The organism is Pseudomonas sp. GW821-FHT09C10, assembly GCF_059418085.1.
In genome coordinates this window covers 97348-119323 of the sequence record NZ_JBWKPE010000016.1, presented here as the reverse complement: position 1 = coordinate 119323, position 21976 = coordinate 97348, and the positions used below count along the sequence as shown (strand labels likewise).

Below are 21976 nucleotides of genomic sequence, written 5' to 3'. Positions count from 1 at the left end.
CATGGATACCGCCAACGACGCTTCTTTCGCCTATCAGGCGGTGTACCGCTACCTTGTCGAGTTGATCGAGGCGAACCCTTCGGCAGGCGAACGCCAACTGCCGTCCCTGCGCCAGTTGGCCCGGCGCCTGGGCGTGTCGGTGTCGACCACCAAGTACGCCTATGCGCTGCTGGAGGATGAGGGGCGTGTCCAGGCCAGGCCCAAGCGTGGCTATTTCACCCGGGCCGTGCCGGCGCCGCTGTTGAGCGAAGGTTCGCCTGATTTGCTCGACCAGGTGTTCGCCAACGCCCGCCAGCCGGGCATGCTGGCCCTGAGCAGCGACGCGCCGGCGATGCTGCTGTCGCTGGAAAACCCCTTGTTGATGATGGAGCGCGAACTGGCCCGCCAGTACCCGCGCGCCCTCACGCCGCTGTACCTGCCGTTCGGCGAGCCCGAGTTGCGTGCGGCGCTGGCCGCGCGCTACACCCAATCCACCCAGCGCTATTGGCAGGCCGAACAGGTGTATATCGGCTCGGACCTGCACAGCGTGCTGGACCTGTCGCTCAGCGCCCTGGCGTTGCGTGGCACGCTGGCGCTGGTGGAGTCGCCGTGTTCGTGGGCGGTGCTGCGTCAGTTGCAGGCGGCGAATATCCGCGTGATTGAAATGCCCCTCGGTGCGGACGGGCGCTTCGACCTGCCCGCCTTCCAGGCACTGCTCGAGCGGGAGCCGATCCGTCTGGCGGTGCTGTCATCCAGCGTGAACGTGCCCCAGGGCGGCGTGATGCCGGCGCAGGATAAACAGCAGATCTGCCGCTGGCTGGCAGAGCGGGACATCTGGCTGTTCGAGAACGACACCTACGGCGAGCTGTATTTCGAGCCGCCCCCCGCCCGCTATCGCGACTTTGCCGACCCGCAGAAACTGCTGGTGTTCTCGACCTTCGACAAGGTGATCGGCGCGGAGGCGCCCTACGCTTATGTGCTGTGTCGCGGGCAAGGGCCGCAGTTGCCGCGGGTGTTCCTGGAGCGGGGGTTTCGCCTGTCGCCGACCCGTCAGAAAGCGATTGCCAAGCTGCTCACCTCCGGGCGCATCGACCAGCACCTGCTGATGCTGCGCGCGGCCTTGCGGGAACGGATGACGCGCATGAAAGCCCTGCTGGAAACGCACGGCGAGTGGCACGTGGTCGAACCCCATGGCGGCGCGAGTTTCTGGCTGGAGGCCAGGCGCCCGGTCGACATGGGGCAGGTGTTCGAGCGCCTGCTGGCCCAGCGCGTCGTGATCGCCCCGGGGCAGTTGTTCAGCCTGCAGGGCAGCTGGGCGCAGCATGTGCGCCTGAGCTACACCCTCGACTGGAGCAAGGATATCGCCCAGGCCGTGCAGATGTTGGCCCAGGCGATCCGTCAAAGCCCGTAGCAGTGCCGCGCTTCGGGGAAGCGGCCGTGACGCACGTCTTCGGCGAACTGCCCGCACGCCTCGCGGATCACCGCGCCGACATCGGCGTACTGCTTGACGAAGCGCGGCAGGTGCTCGCCGCCCAGGCCCAACAGGTCTTCGGTGACCAGCACCTGGCCGTCGCAGGCCGGTGAGGCGCCGATGCCGATGGTGGGCCTGTCCGAGTCCTGGGTAATCTGCCGCGCCACGCCTTCGGCCACCCCTTCCAGCAGCAGGCTGAAAGCGCCCGCCTCCAGGTTGGCGCGGGCGTCTTCGGCAATCACTGCGCCGGTTTCAGCCGTGAGGCCCTGGGCCTTGAACCCACCCATCACGTTGACGAACTGCGGCATCAGCCCCACGTGCGCCATCACCGGAATACCACGCGCCACCAGGAACGCCACGGTGCCCGCCAGCGCCTGGTTGGCTTCCAGCTTGACCGCGTCGCAGCCGGTGCGCGCCAACACCTGGGCGCAATTGCGGAACGCCTGTTCATGGGATTCCTGATAGCTGCCAAATGGCATGTCGGCAATCACACAGGCCAGGCGCGTGCTGTCGACCACGGCGCGGGTGTGGCTGATGATTTCTTCGAGCTGCATGCTCAAGGTCGACGCCCGGCCATAGCCGACCATGGCCGTGGAGTCACCGACCAGAATGAAGTCCACCAACGGATCGATCAGCCTGGCGATGGCGCTGGTGTAGGCCGTGAGGGAGACGATTTTCTGCTGGCCTTTCATGGCGACCAGTTGGGGCACGGTCATGCGTTTGGTGCGGGTGTGCAGGCTCATGGTGTGTTCCTTATCGCGTTCAATACTCAGGAAATGCGGGGCCCGAGTATTGGCGAAAGGCGCGGCGATTCAATGCACAGATCGGCGCTAAAAAGCGACCCAGGCAGCCGTCGCGGTTTTTTAAGCTGGTATCATCCGCGCACGTACACGCCAGGTAACAACCCATGAATCGCCAGAAAAAACTGCAACAGCTGTTCAAGGCCAAAGCCAAAAAGGCCAGCGCCAAATTGGCACCGAAATCCAAGGACAAGTACATCAGCAAGGCCGAGCGGGAAAAGCTGGCGGCTGAGGCCGCCCAGGCGCCAGACATGTCCCCCGAGGGTTAACTCAGCAACCGCTCAGTGCTTCGGGCCGGCGCTCACCCGCGAAAAAGAACGGCCGCAGGCGCACGCCCACGCTGTTGCCGATAAACGCCGCCACCAGCCACACCCAGCCATGCAGGCTGCCCGAGGCGATACCGCTGAAGTACGCGCCGATGTTGCAACCGTAGGCCAGGCGCGAGCCGTAGCCGAGCAGCAGGCCGCCGATCACCGCGGCCAGCAGCGAACGGGCCGGGATCTTCAGGCTGGGGGCAAAGCGCCCGGCCAGGCCGGCGGCCAACAGCGCACCGAGGACGATGCCGATGTCCATGACGCTGGTGATGTCTTCCCACACCGGCGCAGCCAGGGCCTTGGCGTTGCCCGGCATTTGCCAGAACGCCCAGTTGGCCACGTCCACACCCAACCCGTTTGCCACCTTGGCGCCCCACAGCGCGAAGGCCGAGGTAATCCCCCACGGCCGCCCGGCCAGCGCCAGGGTGGCGTAGTTGAGCAGCGCCAAACCAATCGCGCCCCACACCAATGGCCAAGGCCCGCGCAGGAAGCGGCGCAGGCCTTGGTGTTCGCTGGTCACGCCGGCTTCAAGCTGGCCGTGGCGGCGCTTTTCCAGGCGCACGGTGACGGCCGCGATGAGCGCAAACATGGTCAGGCTTGCGAGCAACGCCGGCACCACGCCGAAGCTCTTGACGATGGACACCGCCGGGAATGCCGGCAACGCAAACCACCAGTCCACATGGTGGGTGGCGATCAGCGAACCGCAGATAAAGAACAACAAGGTCACCAGCATGCGCGCATTACCGCCGCCCACCGTGAACAGCGTGCCCGAGGCACACCCGCCGCCCAACTGCATGCCGATGCCGAAAATAAACGCGCCGAACACCACCGACACCCCGGCCGGCGCCACCAGCCCGACCACCGGTTGCCCGAACAACGTGCCCGCCCCCAGCGCCGGGAAAAACAGCAGCACCGCCAGCGCGAGCATCACCATCTGCGCCCGCAGGCCAGCGCCACGGCGATCATTGATAAACACGCGCCAGGCGGAGGTGAAGCCGAAGGCCGCGTGGTAAAGGGTCAAGCCCAGTGCGGCGCCAACCACCAGCAACAGCACCTGGCGCGAACCGACGCTGTTTTGCAGGAACAAGGCGCCCAGCACCAGGATGACGAAGGCCACCAGCGGCGCGACAGGCTTGCGCGCAGGGGTGAGGGAAAGAGAGGTGCTCATGGAGATCTCGGTTTGATTTGAAGGGGTGATTGCGAAGGGGCGAGTATAACCTGTGGGCGTTGTCGATCTTCAGCGAGGCTGCGATAGCGGTGTGTCAGGCAACGTAGATGCAAGCGATGCCACCGCCATCGCAGCCTCGCCAGGGCTCGATAACCCCTCTAAAATTCAACATAACCAATTGATTTTTAAGGGTTAAAACTTAACCAAAAAGTCTTGAGTCTTGCATAAACAATTTCGGGCTGACCGAATTCCTGTGGTGAGCGGGCTTGTCCCGCGCTGGGGTGCGAAGCGCCCCCTGATGAAGATGAATGCGGTGTATCAGGTACTCCTCCGCGCCTGGTTTTGGGGCTGCTGCGCAGCCCAACGCGGGCGGTGCGACGATTCGACAAGCCCGCTCACCACAGGGTCCCAGTTGGCTACACAACAGCCTCTCGCTGCGGTTACCTTGCATAGGGGGGTGGGGTATGACACATTTCGCCGCACTATAGGTAGGGGGGTATACCGTGAGCCATATCGCAGCCAACAAAGACAGCCTGATAAAACGGGTCAAGCGCATCGCCGGGCAGATTCAGGCGGTGGAAAAAGCCCTGGCGTCGGACGCCGACTGCGCCAAGACCCTGCACCTGGTGGCCGCTACGCGCGGCGCCATCAACGGCTTGATGGAAGAAATCATCGAAGAACACGCCAGGGCGCACGTGGCCGATCCTTCCCTCAGCGAGGAGGAACGCAGCAAGGGCGTCGAAGAACTGCTCGAAGCCATCCGGCGCTACGCCAAATGACGCTCATGCCCCACCACGCCCACGACCATGTGTTCCTCGGCGCCGCCCACGACGAGAACGCCAGGCGCACCCTGTGGGTGGTGATGCTGACGGTGGTGATGATGGTGGCGGAAATTGCCGCCGGCTACCTGACCGGCTCCATGGCCCTGCTGGCCGACGGTTTTCATATGGCGACCCATGCCGGTGCCTTGGGCATTGCCGCCGCAGCCTATGCCTATGCCAAACGCCACGCGCGCAGCCCGCGCTACAGCTTCGGCACCGGCAAGGTGGGCGACCTGGGTGGCTTCGCCTCGGCGCTGATCCTGGCGCTGGTGGCCCTGGGCATTGGCGTCGAGTCGGTGGTCCGCCTGCTGGAACCCACCGAGGTGCAGTTCGGTACCGCGACCCTGATTGCCATCCTGGGCCTGGTGGTGAATATCGTCAGTGCGCTGTTGCTGGGCCACGGTCACAGCCATGAGCACGATCACGAGCACCACCACGGCAGCGACAACAACCTCAAATCCGCCTATGTGCATGTGCTCGCCGATGCGCTGACCTCGGTCCTCGCCATCGCCGCCTTGCTGGCCGGGCGTTACCTGGGCTGGGTGTGGCTGGACCCGGTGATGGGTATCGTCGGTGCCATTGTGATCGCGCGCTGGGCCTGGAGCCTGATGGGGGTGACCGCCGGTGTGCTGTTGGATCAAACCGATGAGCACGTCGCCGCCGAGATCCGCGCGTTGGTCGAACAACCCGGCGACGCCAGGATTACCGACCTGCACGTGTGGCGCGTGGGCCCCGACGCCCACGCGGCGATTGTGAGTGTGCTCGGCCAGGACACCACGGATGCCGACACCCTTCGCGAGCGTCTCAAGGCGGTGCATGAAGTGAGCCACCTCACCATTGAGTTTCGTTCGGCGTGAGTGCGCCCCTTTACCCCATTTCCAGGTGACACCTTGGCTAAAGACATCGAAAACCCCTGCGTCTCCACCTGCCAGCTCAGCGGCGACCTGTGCGTCAGCTGTGGCCGCAGCAAGGACGAGATCCGCAAGTGGAAACGCATGAAACGCCCCGAGAAAATGGCCGCCGTGCAACGTGCAACCCAACGCTTGAAAGCGTTGAAAAAAGCCAGGTAAGCCGCTTGATCAGGAACGCCCCACCGACCCGGATACCGGAAGGTTGCCCAGCAATTTGAGCCCGGTACTTTTCACGAAGGTGTCGTAGTCCATCGGCTTCTGGATGCGCGTTTCGGTGTTGGGCAGCACGTAGGCCCAGGCGCGCTGGCTGGAGGCGTCGTACACCAGCTTGAACAGGCGTGTCGGCACCCAGACCTGGTTGGCGCCGATGGTGCTGTAGCCCGGGTCGAACAGCGGCCCGGTGAACACATACACGTCACCGCCCGCGCGCACCGCGAACTTGCGCACGTCGGCCTCGACCTTGCTCCAGATCTTGCGGTTGTTGGTGGGGTCCTGGGGCACCATGTTCGACAGCGCGAAGGATTGGGCCATGGCACGCGCGTTGGGTGCGTCGGCGGCCGGGGCTTGGTGGCCACGGTCCATGGCCGGGTGCTGGCTGCGGTAGTCACTCAGCTCCGCACGGCCACTTTTGGGAATGCGTGGGTCGGCGTAGAACTGGTTGGTGCGCTCCTCGCCTTTGGCATTTTTCAACTGCCTGGTGTTCAGGCGTTCGACCACCACCAGTGGGGTCTTGCTGGTTTGTGAGTAGAGCACCGCAAACGTCTCGGAACACAGCGCCAGCGGCTTCATCGACGCCGGGACGGTGGCCGTCTTGATCGGCGCAGCGCCAGGGAAGAGATCGGCGCAGCCATCGAATGAGGCGCGTTGCTCGGTGGGGGTGTAAGGGTTTGCCAGACTGCGGGCTTCTACAGCGGTAGAAAGCAAAACAAGGGCCGACAGCCCGACTGCGATGGTGCGTAGGTACATGCTTTAAATCTTATGGTGAGGGTAACGGATGAGCGCGAATGTTCGTGCGGGGCTTATGGACCCTGATTCGTGTGTTTGGTGCCGCGAGACTCACGGATAAGGTTGAACCTCTCCTACGCCCAGGGGCTCAGAACCCTACATCCTCGGGAGAAACCTATGACCCAGACCGCATTAGTCGTGGGCGCCAGCGGCATCGTTGGCAGCGCCATCACCCAGTTACTGCTTGAACACCAATGGCACGTTGCAGCCCTGTCCCGTCAGCCCTCGCAGGTGCCGGGGGTGATTCCGGTCGCCGCCGACTTGCAGGACCCGGCATCGCTGCAACAGGCCCTGGCCGATCTGAAACCCACCCATGTGTTCATCACGACCTGGTCGCGCCAGGCCACCGAAGCCGAGAACATCCGCGTCAACGCCGCCATGGTGCGCAACGTGCTGGACGCCGTGCGCCCCGCCGGGAGCGTGCAGCATGTGGCGCTGGTCACCGGCTTGAAGCACTACCTCGGGCCGTTCGAAAACTATGGCAAGGGCAGCCTGCCGCACACCCCGTTCCGCGAAGAGCAAGGCCGCCTGGACGTCGAGAACTTCTACTACGCCCAGGAAGACGAAGTGTTCGCCGCCGCAAAAAAGGACGGCTTCACCTGGAGCGTGCATCGCCCGCACACCGTCACCGGCGTGGCGGTGGGCAACGCAATGAACATGGCGACCACCCTCGCCGTCTACGCCAGTGTCTGCAAACACACCGGTCGTGCGTTTGTATTCCCAGGCTCCCGCGTGCAATGGGACAGCCTCACGGACATGACCGATGCGCGGCAGTTGGCCCAGCAACAGTTATGGGCGGCCACTACGCCCGCTGCCGCCAACCAGGCGTTCAACGTCACCAATGGGGACGTGTTTCGATGGAAATGGATGTGGGGCCAGATCGCCGATTATTTTGGCCTTGTACCCGCAGAGTTCCCGGCCAAACAGTCGCCGCTTGAGCACCAGATGGCCGATGATCAGGCGGCTTGGAGCGAGATCGCGGCCAAACACGGGTTGAAAGAAACCGACATCAGGCGCTTGGTCTCACCCTGGCACACCGATGCCGACCTTGGGCGCCCGATCGAGGTGGTCACCGATATGTCCAAGAGCCGGAAGATGGGGTTTACCGCCTACCAAGCCAGCGACCAGGCATTTTTTGATGTATTCGATCAGTTGCGTGAAGCGCGGTTGATCCCTTGAAGAAACTGGCCGCTATTCACTGGCGGCTGTTTTTCTTTCAGTGGCCGGCAACGTTCGGTTTGCCAGTACTGCGCGCCCCCGGTTTGAAGCCATGGGCGTGCGCCGCCGCAGTGATCAACAACGCCACGCCGATCAATACCAGCATCGCCCAGGGAAATGCCGCCACGCCCCAGCGGTCCAGCAACACACCGCCTGCCACGCCGCTGCCAGCAATCGCGCTGTTCCACGCCACCACGTTCAGCGACAGCGCCACATCCGCGCCCTCTCCCGCCGCATCCGCCAGGGCGGTTTGCAGCAAGGTCGCGGCGCCGCCGAAGCTCAGGCCCCAGACCGCCACGCCGAGGTAAATCACCTGCGGCATCGTTCCCAGTAAGCCGAACACCAGGCTGATGAGCGCAAAGCTCGCCAGGCTTGCCAGCACGGTGTTGCGCAATAACGGCTCGACCAGCCTGGCCGTGAGCCAAATCCCCGCCAGCGCAGCGATCCCGAAGACCAGCAACACCAGGTCCACGCGCTCGGCCAAACCGGCCGGCGCCACGAACGGTGCGATGTAGGTGTACAGAATGTTGTGCGCCAGCATCCAACTGATCACCACCGCCAGCACAGGGCGCACCCCCGGCGTGGTCAGCACCTTGCCCAGCGACAGGCGTTGATGGGCGGGCTGCGGCGCGTAGTCCGGGACTTTTACCAGCACCCAGGCGATCAGTATCAGGCTCACGGCCGACATCAGGCCGAAGGCGGTGCGCCAGCCCACCAGGCCACCGAGCCAGGTGCCCAACGGCACCCCCAACGACAGCGCAATCGGCGTGCCGACCATCGCCAGCGCCAGTGCCTTGCCCTGTTGGTGGGGCGCAACCATGCGCCGCGCGTAACCGGCCAGCAGGCTCCAGGCCAACCCCGCCGCCACCCCGGCGAAGAAGCGCGCCACCAGCGTCACGCCATAGTGGGATGACAACGCAGTGATCGAGTTGAACAGCAGGAAACCGACGATGGTCAGCAGCAGCACATTGCGCCGGCGCCAGCCACGGGTGGCGATGGTCATGGGGATCACCGCCAGCACGGAGCCCAGCGCATACGCGGTGACCATCTGCCCGGCCATCGACGGCGAAATCACCAGGCCATCGCTGATCAACGGCAACAGGCCGGCGGGCAGGGTTTCGGTGACGATACAGATGAAGCCGGTCATCGCCAGGGCGAGCAAGGCACCGATGGGCAGGCGCTCGGATGAGGCCGATAAGCTGAGTGAGGGGGTCACGGGAAACTCCTTGGGCTGACTTAGATACTGATCGATATAAATATTGCAGACAGCCAATGCGCGTTGTCAACGACTTATGTATCGACTAGTATTTATCTCGTTTTCCCACTGGAGACCTGACATGGCACAAATGGGCCGCCCCCGCACCTTCGACCGCGAACACGCTGTGGAACAGGCCTTGCACCTGTTCTGGCAGCATGGCTACGACGCCACCTCCCTGGCCCAGCTCAAGGCGGGTTTGGGTGGCGGGATCTCCGCGCCGAGCTTCTACGCGGCGTTCGGCTCCAAGGAGGCGTTGTTCGACGAGTGTGTGCAGCGCTACCTGGCGACCTACGCCCAGGTCACCGAATGCCTGTGGGACGACACCTTGCCCCCGCGCCAGGCCGTCGAAACCGCGCTGCGCCAATCGGCGCGCATGCAGTGTGAAGAGGGGCACCCCAAAGGCTGCATGGTGGCGCTGGGCGTGATGAGTGCGCCCAGCCCGGAGAATGCGCGGGTGGCCGATGCATTGACCCAATCTCGCCTGCGCACCCGGGCCGGGATTGTGGCGTGTGTGGAGCGCGCGATTCGCCTGGGCCAGTTGCCGCAGCAGACCCAGCCAGCGGTGATGGCGAGTGTGTTTGACAGTTTTTTGCAGGGGGTGTCGATCTTGGCGCGGGACAACGTGCCCCATGCCACCCTCGACGCGGCGATCAGCCAGTTGCTGATGAGCTGGGATGTTGCGGCGTCTATCGCACCGCCCAGTCCTCACAGCCCTGCAGCAAAAAAACCATAACCTACGAGCCGACTAGAACAGCAACCGCGAAAAATCGCAGCACGCCTGCGCCATCCGCGCCACGTCCTGGTTCAGGCCGAATTGCCGGTCCAGCCGGTGCAATGCCACATACTGGATACTCGGCAACTGCGGCTGCGTAATAAGCGCACGCAACGCCCCCTGCGCGATCAAGTGCGACAAACACGCCTTGGGCAAATAACTCACGCCGATCCCCGACAACGCCAACCCCACCTGCACCAGCAGGTTATGGCTGGTGAGGGTGCGCGGCATCTGCACATTGTGCGCGGCCAGCCAACGCTCGTAGATCAGGCCGGTGCCCGACTGCGAACCCTGGGTCAGCACGGTGTAGTCGGCCAGCACTTCCAGGCTGACGGGGTCGGGATGGGGGATCAGGCCAGGCGCGCAGATCCAGGCGTTTTCCACGCTTTGCAGCGCAGTGCTGTGGAAGCGCGGGTCGCTGTAGACGTCCGGCACAATCACCAGGTCGAGCTGGTCGCTTTCCAGCTTGCGAAACAGTTCGCTGCTCAGTTCCACTGACGGTTCGATCTGCACCTTGGGGTAGGCCTGGCGCAACGCTTCCACCAGCGCCGGCAGCCAGGTCAAGGCGGTGAGTTCGGTGACGCCGAGACGAAAACGGCGCACCAGCACTTCGCGGGCGCTGACCCGTTCGAGCAGTTGGTCGCGGCTGTTGAGCAGGTCGCGGGCATAGTCGAGCAGCTCACCGCCCTTCTCCGTCAGCCGGGCGTTGCGCTTGCTGCGGTCGAAAATCTCGACGTCGAAGGTGTCTTCCAGTTCCTGGATGCGCTTGGAGATGGCCGACTGAGACATGTTCAGCTTGTTCGCCGCTGCTTCGAAGCTGCCGAGTTCGGCGATCCAGTACAGCGCATCGATTTGCTTGAAGGTGATCATGGCGGCCAACTCATGAGAAAAAGCGATGCTATCACATCATAAAATATCGCTAAAACTCTCCCTTCATCACTCCTAAGATCCGGCCATAGCCCATCGCTATCCAACAATTCTGGAGATTTGCCATGTCCTTGCCCGGTTCACGCATCCTTCCCAACGCGCCCATGGCGCCGGCCGAACTGGTCGAGGCGTTTGCCCATGTCGTCACCCCGCATATCAGCGACAACCTCGGCCGTCATATCGGCGCCCGTGGCCTGACGCGCTACAACCGCAGCGGCAAGCTGGTGGGCACGGCGATCACGGTCAAGACCCGCCCCGGTGACAACCTGCTGATCTACAAGGCCATGAGCCTGCTGCAACCCGGCCATGTGCTGGTGGTGGACGGCCAGGGCGACACCAACAACGCGGTGATCGGCGAGTTGATCAAGCTGTATGCCCAACAGCGCGGTTGCGTGGGGTTTGTGATCGACGGCGCGATTCGCGATGTCGCCAGCTTCGAGGACACCCCGTGCTACGCCCGCGCCGTGGTGCATACCGGCCCGTACAAGACCGGCCCCGGCGAAGTGAACGTGCCGGTGTCCATCGGCGGCATGGTGGTCAACCCCGGCGACCTGCTGGTGGGCGATGAAGACGGCCTGGTCGCGTTCTCCCAGGCCGACGCCGCCGAAGTGCTGCGCCGTGCCGCACAACATGCCGAACATGAAGAAGCGGTCAAGACAGAGATCGCCAGCGGTGCGGTGCGCCAGAGCTGGATCGACAAGGCCCTCAACAACGCCGGCCTGGCGTGAAGGAGTCCGAGATGAGCACTGCATTTTTGTCGGACCGTGTCCTGGGCATCGCACCCTCCCCCAGCATCGCCGCCAACGCCCTGGTCACCGAGTTGCGCGCCCAGGGCCGTGACATCGTCAACTTCACCGTGGGCGAGCCGGACTTCGACACCCCGGCGCACATTCTCGAGGCCGCCAGCCTGGCGATGCACAGCGGTGACACCCATTACACGGCCACCACCGGCACCCTCGCGCTGCGCCAGGCCATCTGCCTGAAACTGCAGCGCGACAATGATCTGGTGTATGGCCTGGACGAAGTCGTCGCCGGTTGCGGCGGCAAGCACATCATTTATCACGCGTTGGCCGCCACCTTGAATCGCGGCGATGAAGTCATCGTGCACACGCCTTATTGGGTGTCGTACCCGGACATCGCACGGCTCAACGACGCCACGCCGGTGATCATTCCCGGCGATGAACGCCTGGGTTTCAAGCTGTCGCCCGCCGCCCTCGAAGAAGCGATCACCCCACGCACCAAATGGGTGATCCTCAACAGCCCGAACAACCCCAGCGGCGCGGTGTACAGTGAAGCCGAGCTGCTGGCCCTGGCGCAGGTGCTGCGCCGCCACCCCCATGTGCTGATCATGGCCGATGAGATCTACGAGCACTTCGTCTACGGCGACGCCCGGCATGTGCCGTTGACACGCCTGGCGCCCGACCTCAAGCCACGCACGCTGATCGTCAACGGCGCGTCCAAGGGTTATGCGATGACCGGTTGGCGCCTGGGTTTTGGTGCCGGGCCGGCGTGGTTGATCGCGGCCATCGCCAAGTTGCTGTCACAGACCACCACCTGCCCCAGCTCGTTGAGCCAGGCGGCAGCGGTGGCCGCGTTTGCGGGTGATCAGGCACCTATCGCCGCCATGCGCGGGGAATACCGGCAGCGTCGTGCCCTGATGCTGGAGCGACTGGCGGGTATTCCAGGCCTGGGCATCATCCCGCCCGATGGCGCGTTCTATGTGTTCGCCAACGTCAGCGGCCTGATGGGCAAGCTCACCCCCCAGGGTGATCGCCTCGACAGCGACACCCAACTGGTGGACTACCTGCTGCGCGACTACGGCCTGGCCACGGTCAGCGGCGCGGCCTACGGCATGTCGCCGTATGTGCGCCTGTCGTTCGCAAGCGCCCTGGACGTGATCGAAGAAGGGTGCCGTCGCCTCAAAGACGCATGCCACGACCTGCGCTGACGGCCACCCGTAACACCCGGCGACCAGCGGACGGCCGCCTTTTGACTGCCTAGAACAACAACTTAAAAATCATTGATCTCAAATGAGGCATTCCCATGCACACGCCCCGTATCGCGCTGGTCTGGCAAATCATGATCGGCTTGCTCGCCGGCATCGCCATTGGTGCCCTGCTGCACCGCTTTCCCGAATCCCGGCCGTGGCTGGTGGACAATCTCCTGCAACCGGCGGGCGATATCTTTATCAAGCTGATGAAGATGATCGTGGTGCCTATCGTGTTTGCCTGCATGGTGGTGGGCATTGCCGGCCACGGTGACGGCAAATCCCTGGGGCGTATCGGGGTGAAATCCCTTAGCTATTTTTTCTGCATCACCACCCTGGCGATCATCATCGGCCTGGTCATGGGCAACCTGCTCAAGCCCGGCACCGGCACTGAACTGTCCAGCCTGCACGCGGCGAATATCACCCTGCCCACCAGCAACGGCGCCGGTCATAGCCTGGGGCAAATCATTGTCGGCATCATCCCCGATAACGTGGTCAACGCCATGGCCCAGGGCAGCCTGTTGTCGGTGCTGTTTTTTGCGGTGATGTTCGGCCTGGGCGTGGCGCGCCTGCCCGCCGAACGCAAAGACCCGGTCATCGCGCTGTTGCGCGGCGTCAGCGATGCCATGTTCAAGGTCACCTCGATGATCATGGCCTACTCGCCCATCGGCGTGTTCGGCATGATCGCCGTGACCGTGGCCAACTTCGGCTTCAGCTCATTGCTGCCGCTGGCCAAGCTGATCATGGTCAGCTATGTGGCCATCGCCTTCTTCGTACTGGTGGTGCTCAACCTGGTGGCGCGTGTATGCGGGATCAACCTGTTCGCCCTGATGCGCCATATCAAGGATGAACTGGTGCTGGCCTTCTCCACCGCCAGCTCGGCGGCGGTGATGCCGCAACTGATGAAAAAACTCGAAACCTACGGCGTACCCCCTTCGCTGGTGAGCTTTGTGGTGCCGGTGGGTTACTCGTTCAACCTTGACGGCGCTTCCCTGTTCCTCGGCATCGGCACCCTGTTCGTCGCGCAGTTGTACGGCATCGACCTGAGCCTGGGCGATCAGGCCTTGCTGGTGGTGACCATGGTGCTCACCTCCAAGGGGGCTGCCGGAGTACCGGGATTCATGTTCGTGATCCTCTCGGCCACCCTGGCCAGCGCGGGTTTGCCGTTGGAAGGCATCGCGTTTATCGCCGGGGTGTATCGCTTGATGGAGATGCCGACCACAGCGCTGAATGTGCTGGGCAATGCGTTGGCGCCGTTGGTGATTGCCAAGTGGGAGGGGCGTGAGGTGCGGGCGGGGCACGAGTCTAGAGGGAGAAATGTTCCCACGCTGTAATGTGAACGCTACGAATAAAGGCGCTCCGAAGAGCGCCTTTATTCATTCCAGCCTTACTGCTCGCTGATGGATTTCACCTCGGCTTTGGCTGCACCGCCAATCGCAATGCGCTTAGGCTTGGCTTCCTCCGGTACCACCCTGAGCAGGTCGATGCTCAGCAACCCGTTGGCGAGTTGTGCGCCCTGCACTTCAATGTGGTCGACCAGGCGGAACGACAAACGGAACGCGCGCTGGGCGATGCCCTGGTGCAGGTAGGTGATGCCCTCATCGTGTTCGCGCTTGCCGCCGGCGACGGTCAACACGCCTTTTTCCACCTGGATTTCCAGGTCATCCTCCACCAGGCCTGCCGCCGCGATGACGATCCGGTAGTGATCTTCACCGTGCTTTTCGACGTTGTGAGGTGGGTAGGTGGTACCGGCCTCGCTGCGAAGCGCCGATTCAAAAAGGTCATTGAAGCGGTCAAAGCCGACGGAATGACGGAACAGTGGGGCCAACGAAAGAGTAGTAGCCATTGCAAAATCTCCTGAGTTTTCTCCAAGTGATTTGACACGCGACCCGCATTCGGCATCGCGTAAAACCTAAGTAGGTTCAGGGGTAAAAATTTCAAGCGTCATCACAAAAAAATTTATCCAGTGCGCTGATCACCTGAAGACAGGCTGGCGCGACAGGGCCCACGCCCCCTCGATCAAGTAATCACTTGACGCCACATAGCTAAACGGCAATTGCTGACTAGACTTACGGTCGCACCGCACTGGCTATGGGAATCGCTGCATGAGTGAAACAAATGCACGAGCGGGGATGTTTTCCAGCCCGTGGCGACATAGAGAGTTGTTGTTTTCCATGGTCCAGCGGGAAGTGATTGGGCGTTATCGAGGCTCCATCATGGGGCTGTTATGGTCGTTCCTTAACCCGCTATTCATGTTGCTGGTCTACACCTTTGTGTTCAGCGTGATGTTCAAGCTGCGCTGGCCCGCGGGCGACGGTTCGCGCACCGAGTTCGCGCTGCTGGTGTTTGCCGGCCTGCTGGTGTTCAACGTGTTCGCCGAATGCGTGGGGCGTGCGCCGGGCCTGATCATCGCCAATGCCAACTACGTCAAGAAAGTCGTGTTCCCCCTCGAGATCCTGCCGTGGGTGGTGCTGGGCGCCGTGTTGTTCCACACCCTGGCCAGCCTGGTGATCTGGCTGGTCTTCCACCTGGTGTTTTTCGGCTGGCCGCCCCTGACCAGTGTGTTGCTGCCCCTGGTGTTATTGCCGCTGGCGCTCTTCACACTGGGAGTCACCTGGCTATTGGCAGCGCTGGGGGTTTACCTGCGTGATGTCGGCCAGGTGGTGGGCGTGCTGACCACGGCATTGATGTTTGTCTCGGCGATTTTTTACCCGACCAGCGCATTTCCGCCAGCCTACCAGGGCATCCTTCACCTCAACCCGCTTACCCTGGTGGTCGAACAGGCCCGGGACGTGCTGTTCTTGGGCGTGGTACCGGACCCTTTCACCTGGGCCTGCGGCCTGCTGGTGGCCGGGGGTATCGCCTGGCAGGGGTTCACCTGGTTCCAGAAAACCCGCAAAGGATTTGCCGATGTGCTCTGACATCGCCGTACAAACGGCCCACCTTAGTAAGAGCTATCACATCTACGACACGCCCAGGGATCGCCTGTGGCAGCTGTTGTCTCGCGGGCAAAAGCAGTTCTATCGCGAGTTCTGGGCACTGCGTGACGTGTCGCTGCAACTGTGCAAAGGTGAAACGGTAGGGATCATCGGCCGCAACGGCAGCGGCAAATCGACGCTGCTGCAACTGATCTGCGGCACGCTCAGTGCCACCTCCGGAAGCATTCACAGCCATGGCCGCGTGGCGGCGTTGCTGGAGCTGGGCTCGGGCTTCAATCACGATTTCACCGGGCGTGAAAACGTCTATATGAACGGTGCGGTATTGGGGCTCAGTCGCGCGGAGATCGATGCCCGTTTTGCCCAGATCACTGACTTCGCCAATATCGGCGACTTTATCGACCAGCCCACCAAGACCTATTCGAGCGGAATGCTGGTACGCCTGGCCTTTGCCGTCGCGGTGTGCGTAGACCCCGACATCCTGATCGTCGATGAAGCCCTGGCAGTGGGCGACGCCTCCTTCCAGTTCAAGTGCCTCAATCGGCTGGAAGCACTCACCCAGCAAGGCACGACGCTACTGTTCGTGTCCCATGACATGGGCATGGTCAAACGCTTTTGCAATCGGGTGATTTACCTGCGCGAAGGCCAGGTGCGCGCCAGTGGCTCTCCCGAAGAAATGGCCGAACTCTACCTGCTGGAGATGCGTGACGAACAGCGTCGCTGGGCCAGCGGCGGCGCGGTGGCGGTCGCCCCCAAGGCGTTCCTTGCCCAACAGGCTGGCATCGCCTTTGGCACCGATGAGGGGCATATCGTTGCGGCCTGCTTTACCAACACGGACAGCCTGTATTCGAGTTTTGTGTATGGAGAGACCATCCAACTGCGCATCGAAACCCGGGTACGCGACAGCATCGAGCTGCCGACCCTCAGCGTGACGATCCAGGAGGCGCGGCTGCTGGTGATCGGCGGCGCCAACCTGCCGCTGCACCTGGAGGCAGCGCACGACGGCTGGCGCAAGGCGACGCTCAACGTCCGATTCCCCGCCAACCTTGCGGCGGGCAAGTACCACATCACGCTGAAACTGATGAACGGCCACCTCGAAGAGACCGCGCAGCTCATCGAGAAGCAGGTCGCGCTGCTGGCGTTCGACACTTTGCCGGGTACCCGGGAGTTCCTTGGGTTCGTCGATCTGGGAATAGAGGCCGGTCCTGCCCCTCACACGAGTGAACCGGGGGGGCTGCAATGAGCCGAGAGTGGCAGGTCGGGATCTTCGGCACATTCGATGTCGCCAACTATGGCGACTTGCTGTTTCCCATCCTCGCTGAGGCGGAATTGACCCGGCGCCTGGGCGCGATAACGCTGCACCGGTTTTCCTATCACGGGAAAACGCCGCCCGAATGGCCGTACGAGGTCACCTCGCTGACCCGTTTGCCGGACATCGTCGGTCAGTTGGATGGGGTGTTGATCGGCGGTGGTTTCATTGTGCGTTTCGACAAGCTGGTGGCCAGCGGTTATTACCCCCCGGATGCCGCCATTCACCACCCTACCGGCTACTGGCTGACGCCCGCGCTGATTGCGCTGCAACACGGCATCCCATTGATCTGGAATGCACCGGGCATGCATTGCAATGACATCCCGCCGTGGGCCGCACCGCTGGTGCAACTGACCCTCGAACACAGCCCGCACATCAGGGTACGCGATGCGCTGTCCCAATCGGCCCTGGCCCAACTGTCGCCGGCGGCCCAGGTCGAGGTGCTTCCCGACACGGCCTTTGGCCTGCAACGCCTGCTCGACCCTCAATCGCCTTCTGCCCCGTTCCTGGAGCTGTGCAGCAGCGCCGGCCTGACCCAACCCTATCTGGTGGTGCATGCAATGTGGGGGTTGGACAGCTTCCTGCAGCTGTGGCGAACCCACGCCGGGCAGTTCGAGGACGTGCAACTGCTGCTGCTGCCCATAGGGCCGGTACTGGGCGATCACGAATCCGTACTGGGCGACGGCCTTGCGCGCTCGCGGCGCCTGCCCTTCTGGCCCGAGCCCCTGCTGCTGGCAGAACTGCTCGCCCATGCCGAAGGGGTGATCGGGCACAGCTACCACCTGGCGATCAGTGCACTGGCCTTTGGTGTGCCGATCTTCTGCTCGGCGGACCTGGGCACCGGCAAATACACCGCGCTGCCGAGCCATGGGCGAATATTCCAATTACGCCGAGACCAGCCGATTGATCCGCAGTGGTTTCGCGCACAGTTGGGCAAGCAGCCGGTGTCCCAGGTGACCGCCGACGCGATGGTACAGATCGACGCACACTGGGACCGCGTGGCCGAGTTGATCCGCGAAGGTCGCAGGCCCACGCAGCCCGCGCTCAATCGCTACTGGCAAGCCTTGCCGGGTGTTCTCGAAGACCTGCACTCACACCTCGAAAGCCAGGCCGCCGAGCGGCAACACGAACGCGAGCAACATCAACAGGCACTGGAAACGCTGTACCGCTCCAACTCGTTCAAGCTGACGGCGCCGTTGCGCCATCTGCGCCGAACCCTGAACAAATGGCTGGGAGCCCTTCGACATGATTGACCTGAACAAACTGACGGCCCACCGCCTGCAGACCGTACCTTTTTCCTGGGCGCAAATCGGTGCGCTCTACACCCCCGACGATGCCAAGGCGCTGGCCGAAACCTACCCGCACGACCACTTCAAGACGGTCTCCGGCTACGGCGGGGCCAAGGATTACGAATACGAGGCGCGGCAATTGATCGCCATGGGCAGCCACGAAGTGGTCAACCCACAAGCCTTGAGCCCGCAATGGCTGGCACTGGCCCATAGCCTCTGTTCGCCGCAGTACCGCCAGGCCCTCTCCGCGCTGACCGGGGTGGACGTGACCGAGGTCCCCATGGAAGCCAACCTGTTCCACTACGGCCCGGGGGCCAACCTCGGGCCGCACCCGGACCTGGATGACAAACTGGTCACGCACATTTTGTACTTCAATCAGACCTGGGACCCTGCCGACGGCGGCTGCCTGCAGATCCTCGGCTCTGCCAGGCCCACCGATATCGTTGCGCAAGTGACGCCCGAGGTCGGCAACTCGGCGATTCTGGTGCGCGCCGACAACTCCTGGCATGCGGTTTCACGGGTTGTCGAGGGTTGCCGTTCTTCCAGGCGCAGCGTGACAGTGACGTTCTACCGCCCCGGCTCTACCAGCTCGATGTGGCCGCCCAACGACCCGACACCTCTGCACACTTACGGCGAACAGCACAACACCACGTTTTCGTGAAGGATCGCACCATGGACAAGGACAATCCGGCCACGCTGGAGCGCGATGCGGCCATCAGGGAACGAGACGCGGCGCTGGCTTACATCGCCATGTTGAAAAATACCCGTTCGTGGCGGATCACCAAGCCCTTACGGGCGCTGCTGCATTGGTTGAGGTATCGGTCATCCCACACCGACGCCGACATCCCCGACTTTCTGCACGGGCAATATCTGCCGTTGCGCACGGCGTTGAAAAACCCGCTGTCGCCATCGGCGGATTTATCGCCACCAGAGGCGCGCTTCGACATTCTCTGCTTCGCCAATATCGACTGGGCCGCCCGCTTCCAGCGCCCCCAGCAGTTGATGAGCCAGTTCGCCCGTCACGGCTACCGCGTGTTCTACATCGTGCCCTCCCGCAGCGCCGAGCCTGGCCTGGCTTACAGCACCTTGGAAGTGGCGCCCGGGGTATTCGAGGTGACATTGCAGCGCGACGAGTTCGTGGACTGCTACACCCAGCGCATGTCGGAAAAACACCTGCAAACCTACGCCAAGGCAATTGATGCGCTGGCCAAGGATTGGCGCATAAAAACCGCAGTCAGTGTGGTGCACCTGGCGTTCTGGGCTGCGCTCGCGCATCGCTTGCGCGACGCCCACGGCTGGAAAATCCAGTACGACTGCATGGATGACTGGGTGGGCTTTCCGGGGATCGGCGAGACGTTGCTGGAGGAAGAACACACCCTGGTCCGAGACGCCGACCTGGTGACGGTCACCGCCGCGCTGCTGCAGGAAAAATGGGCCGCGATGAGCCGCAATTGCCTGTTGCTGCGCAATGGCGTGGATGTCGAGTTCTTCGAGCAAAATTGTGTGCCCAACCCCTTGATGGCGGAGATCGAGCGGCCGCTGATCGGCTTCTACGGAGCCCTGGCCGAATGGGTCGATTTGCCCTTGATCGCGAGCATCGCCCGGCTGCGGCCGGACTGGAACGTTGTGTTGATCGGTGACATTTTCGTCAAGGACCTGGCCGGTCTGGACCGCCTGCCCAATGTGCATTTACTCGGCAGGAAGCCCTATGCACAGATGCCGTTGTACCTCTACCACTTCAATGTCTGCCTGATCCCGTTTCGCCTGTATAACGTGACCCATGCGGTCGACCCGGTGAAGTTCTACGAATTCATCAGCGCAGGTAAACCGGTGGTGTCGGTGCCGCTGGAAGAAATGCAGATCTACGCGGATTTCGTGTATTTCGCCAGCGAACCGCAGGCCTTCATCGAGCAGATCGAGCGCGCCCTGAACGAAACCGATACCCAGGCCGCTACCCGGCGCGTGGCACTCGCCAGCGCCAATGACTGGCGCCACCGCTTCGACGCCAACCTCAGTGCGCTGGAGTCCTTGCACCCGAAAGTGTCGATCGTGATCGTTACCTACAACAACGTCGAACTGACCCAGGGCTGTATCCAAAGCCTGTTGCGCAACACCACGTACCCCGATTACGAGCTGATCATTGTCGACAATGCGTCCTCGGACGACACGCGCAATTACCTGCGTTACCTGGGCCGCACCCAAGCAAACGTCACCCTGGTGCTCAATGACCGCAACCTGGGCTTCGCCGCCGCGAATAACCAGGGGCTGCGCCTGGCGACCGGGGAATACCTGGTGCTGCTCAACAACGATACCGTGGTGCCCAAGGGCTGGGTCGATCCGTTGCTGCGCCACCTGCAAGACCCGCAGATTGGCCTGGTCGGCCCAATGACCAACTCGGTAGGCAACGAAGCGAAAGTGCTCGTCGACTACGTCGGCCTCGAACACATGGAAGCCTTCGCCGATCAGCACGTCGCGCGGTGTCGCGGGCGCAGCTTCGATATCAGCATGCTCGCCATGTTCTGCGTGGCCATGCGCCGCGAGGTGCTGGAACGCATCGGTTGGCTGGATGAGGCGTTCGGCATCGGCATGTTCGAAGACGATGACTATAGCCGGCGCATCCAGGCGGCCGGCCTGAGGACCGTGTGCGCCGAGGATGCCTTCATCCACCACTACGGGCAGGCGTCCTTCAAGAAGCTGATCGCCAGCGGCGAGTATCAAGCGCTGTGGGACAAGAACCAGGCGTACTTTGAAAGCAAATGGGGCACATGGACGCGCCCTGAACCGCAGCGCAAATCGGGTAGCCCTTGACCAACCAAAGGAAGACACCGTGCTCAAGCGAATCATGAACAAACTCAACGGTAAGCGCGAAGGGATCGGCGCCGACAAGCAAGTCACGGCGGATCACTGGTCAGAAAACATGGCCGGCTCCGATGCCTTTTCTGCGGATGTCTATTGGCTGGCGGTACCGACCGTACAACGCCGCCATCAGCACAAGGCAACGGCGGGCAGCGGCCATCCGGGCTGGGTGCAGTACTGCCTGAAGGAGTTTCTCGGCAACCCGGCGCCAGGCACACGGATGCTGAGCATCGGCTGCGGCACCGGCACCCTGGAGCGCGAACTCTACAGGCTCAAGGCGTTCGAGCACTGTGACGGCGTGGATATAGCGCCTGCCGCCCTCGAGGTGGCCAGAGCCGAAGCGCTGGCGATGGGCGCGTCGACGATCCATTACGCCCTGTGTGATATCGAACGCACTGACCTGCCGGGCAATCACTACGACGCGGTCTGGTTCAATGGCTCACTGCACCATATCCGCGAGCTGGAAGTGGTTTGCCAGCGGGTTCGCCATAGCCTTAAGCCTGGGGGCTGGCTGTTTTTCAATGAATATGTCGGGGCCAATCACTTTGCCTTTGATGCCCAGCAACGCGCGGCCATCAGCCATGCGTTCGGCTTGATTCCCGCGCATTTGCGCCGCTCATTCGTGAAGGGTTCATACGGCCAGGTTCAACAGGTCGTGCCACTGCCCGACCCCGCCGAGGTGGTGAAAGTCGACCCGTCGGAAGCCGTGCGTTCGGCAGATATCCTGCAGGTGGTACAGGAGCACTTTGATGTGCGTGCGCTGAACCTCTGCGGCGGTTCGCTGCTGCAGTTTCTGCTGCACGGTATCGCCGGCAACTTCACCGCGGACAACCCGCAGTCCCTCAGGGTACTGCAGATGTTGTTCGACATCGAAGACGGGCTGATCGAGTCGGGCACGTTGAAAAGCGACTTTGTGGTGGTCGCCGCATCGCCGAGAACGTCCTGATGAGGTCGC

At 62.8% G+C, this 21976-nt stretch carries 22 protein-coding genes; 16 read left to right on the top strand and 6 right to left on the bottom strand.

The window, feature by feature from the left end:
- The first annotated feature begins 1 nt into the window (after position 1).
- A complete protein-coding gene (locus AC07OT_RS25910) occupies positions 2 to 1390 on the top strand; it encodes an aminotransferase-like domain-containing protein (RefSeq protein ID WP_495109399.1) in 1389 nt (462 codons plus the stop codon).
- Here AC07OT_RS25910 and panB read toward each other — a convergent pair.
- Positions 1378 to 2193, bottom strand: a complete 816-nt coding sequence (gene panB / locus AC07OT_RS25905; RefSeq protein ID WP_495109398.1) for a 3-methyl-2-oxobutanoate hydroxymethyltransferase — start codon at positions 2191 to 2193, stop codon at positions 1378 to 1380. The two genes, AC07OT_RS25910 and panB, sit on opposite strands and share 13 nt — an antisense overlap.
- A gap of 164 nt (positions 2194 to 2357) precedes the next feature.
- Between panB and AC07OT_RS25900 the strand changes: the two genes are divergently transcribed.
- A complete protein-coding gene (locus AC07OT_RS25900) occupies positions 2358 to 2519 on the top strand; it encodes a DUF2986 domain-containing protein (RefSeq protein ID WP_065923882.1) in 162 nt (53 codons plus the stop codon).
- 1 nt (position 2520) lies between these two features.
- On the opposite strand, the gene AC07OT_RS25895 is transcribed toward AC07OT_RS25900, so the two are convergent.
- A complete protein-coding gene (locus AC07OT_RS25895) occupies positions 2521 to 3732 on the bottom strand; it encodes a YeeE/YedE family protein (protein WP_495109397.1) in 1212 nt (403 codons plus the stop codon).
- Positions 3733 to 4235: 503 nt separating this feature from the next.
- Here AC07OT_RS25895 and AC07OT_RS25890 point away from each other — a divergent pair.
- From AC07OT_RS25890 to AC07OT_RS25880, 3 genes are read left to right on the top strand one after another with little or no spacing between them, the layout of a single operon-like run.
- A complete protein-coding gene (locus AC07OT_RS25890) occupies positions 4236 to 4511 on the top strand; it encodes a metal/formaldehyde-sensitive transcriptional repressor (protein ID WP_405125562.1) in 276 nt (91 codons plus the stop codon).
- Entirely contained in the window at positions 4508 to 5410 is a 903-nt protein-coding gene (gene dmeF, locus AC07OT_RS25885) for a CDF family Co(II)/Ni(II) efflux transporter DmeF (RefSeq protein ID WP_495109396.1), read from the top strand. The genes AC07OT_RS25890 and dmeF overlap by 4 nt, the downstream gene beginning before the upstream one ends.
- Positions 5411 to 5443: 33 nt before the next feature.
- Positions 5444 to 5623 (top strand): DUF1289 domain-containing protein, encoded by a 180-nt coding sequence (locus tag AC07OT_RS25880; RefSeq protein ID WP_027604002.1) that lies wholly within the window; start codon positions 5444 to 5446, stop codon positions 5621 to 5623.
- Between the two features lie 9 nt (positions 5624 to 5632).
- On the opposite strand, the gene AC07OT_RS25875 is transcribed toward AC07OT_RS25880, so the two are convergent.
- Complete coding sequence (locus tag AC07OT_RS25875; protein WP_141155631.1) at positions 5633 to 6430, bottom strand: DNA/RNA non-specific endonuclease; 798 nt, start codon at positions 6428 to 6430, stop codon at positions 5633 to 5635.
- Positions 6431 to 6586: 156 nt separating this feature from the next.
- On the opposite strand from AC07OT_RS25875, the gene AC07OT_RS25870 reads away from it, so the two are divergent.
- Positions 6587 to 7648 (top strand): SDR family oxidoreductase, encoded by a 1062-nt coding sequence (locus AC07OT_RS25870; protein WP_495109395.1) that lies wholly within the window; start codon positions 6587 to 6589, stop codon positions 7646 to 7648.
- A gap of 37 nt (positions 7649 to 7685) precedes the next feature.
- On the opposite strand, the gene AC07OT_RS25865 is transcribed toward AC07OT_RS25870, so the two are convergent.
- Positions 7686 to 8903, bottom strand: a complete 1218-nt coding sequence (locus AC07OT_RS25865) for an MFS transporter (RefSeq protein WP_495109394.1) — start codon at positions 8901 to 8903, stop codon at positions 7686 to 7688.
- Between the two features lie 121 nt (positions 8904 to 9024).
- Here AC07OT_RS25865 and AC07OT_RS25860 point away from each other — a divergent pair, with 121 nt between their 5' ends.
- Positions 9025 to 9678, top strand: a complete 654-nt coding sequence (locus AC07OT_RS25860) for a TetR/AcrR family transcriptional regulator (protein WP_495103087.1) — start codon at positions 9025 to 9027, stop codon at positions 9676 to 9678.
- 12 nt (positions 9679 to 9690) lie between these two features.
- On the opposite strand, the gene AC07OT_RS25855 is transcribed toward AC07OT_RS25860, so the two are convergent.
- Positions 9691 to 10587 carry a LysR family transcriptional regulator gene (locus AC07OT_RS25855; protein WP_495109393.1) on the bottom strand — a complete coding sequence of 299 codons (897 nt, stop codon included), beginning with the start codon at positions 10585 to 10587 and terminating at the stop codon, positions 9691 to 9693.
- 122 nt (positions 10588 to 10709) lie between these two features.
- On the opposite strand from AC07OT_RS25855, the gene AC07OT_RS25850 reads away from it, so the two are divergent.
- From AC07OT_RS25850 to AC07OT_RS25840, 3 genes are all read left to right on the top strand, one after another.
- Positions 10710 to 11372 carry an RraA family protein gene (locus AC07OT_RS25850; protein ID WP_495109392.1) on the top strand — a complete coding sequence of 221 codons (663 nt, stop codon included), beginning with the start codon at positions 10710 to 10712 and terminating at the stop codon, positions 11370 to 11372.
- A gap of 11 nt (positions 11373 to 11383) precedes the next feature.
- The gene (locus AC07OT_RS25845; RefSeq protein WP_495109391.1) at positions 11384 to 12592 is read left to right on the top strand and encodes a pyridoxal phosphate-dependent aminotransferase; all 1209 of its coding nucleotides are present in this window, start codon (positions 11384 to 11386) and stop codon (positions 12590 to 12592) included.
- A gap of 95 nt (positions 12593 to 12687) precedes the next feature.
- Entirely contained in the window at positions 12688 to 13965 is a 1278-nt protein-coding gene (locus AC07OT_RS25840; RefSeq protein ID WP_115486853.1) for a cation:dicarboxylate symporter family transporter, read from the top strand.
- Positions 13966 to 14018: 53 nt separating this feature from the next.
- On the opposite strand, the gene AC07OT_RS25835 is transcribed toward AC07OT_RS25840, so the two are convergent.
- Positions 14019 to 14477: an Hsp20 family protein gene (locus AC07OT_RS25835; protein WP_027603994.1), complete on the bottom strand. Its 459-nt coding sequence runs from the start codon at positions 14475 to 14477 to the stop codon at positions 14019 to 14021.
- A 259-nt stretch (positions 14478 to 14736) separates the two neighbouring features.
- Between AC07OT_RS25835 and AC07OT_RS25830 the strand changes: the two genes are divergently transcribed.
- From AC07OT_RS25830 to AC07OT_RS25805, 6 genes are read left to right on the top strand one after another with little or no spacing between them, the layout of a single operon-like run.
- Entirely contained in the window at positions 14737 to 15552 is an 816-nt protein-coding gene (locus AC07OT_RS25830) for an ABC transporter permease (protein WP_495109390.1), read from the top strand.
- Positions 15542 to 16810: an ABC transporter ATP-binding protein gene (locus AC07OT_RS25825; protein ID WP_495109389.1), complete on the top strand. Its 1269-nt coding sequence runs from the start codon at positions 15542 to 15544 to the stop codon at positions 16808 to 16810. The genes AC07OT_RS25830 and AC07OT_RS25825 overlap by 11 nt, the downstream gene beginning before the upstream one ends.
- Positions 16807 to 18129, top strand: coding sequence for a polysaccharide pyruvyl transferase family protein (locus tag AC07OT_RS25820; protein WP_495109388.1), 1323 nt, complete (start codon positions 16807 to 16809; stop codon positions 18127 to 18129). The genes AC07OT_RS25825 and AC07OT_RS25820 overlap by 4 nt, the downstream gene beginning before the upstream one ends.
- Complete coding sequence (locus AC07OT_RS25815) at positions 18122 to 18826, top strand: 2OG-Fe(II) oxygenase family protein (protein ID WP_495109387.1); 705 nt, start codon at positions 18122 to 18124, stop codon at positions 18824 to 18826. The genes AC07OT_RS25820 and AC07OT_RS25815 overlap by 8 nt, the downstream gene beginning before the upstream one ends.
- Positions 18827 to 18837: 11 nt before the next feature.
- Entirely contained in the window at positions 18838 to 20973 is a 2136-nt protein-coding gene (locus AC07OT_RS25810) for a glycosyltransferase (RefSeq protein WP_495109386.1), read from the top strand.
- Between the two features lie 19 nt (positions 20974 to 20992).
- A complete protein-coding gene (locus AC07OT_RS25805) occupies positions 20993 to 21967 on the top strand; it encodes a class I SAM-dependent methyltransferase (RefSeq protein WP_495109385.1) in 975 nt (324 codons plus the stop codon).
- The last annotated feature ends 9 nt before the right edge of the window (positions 21968 to 21976 follow it).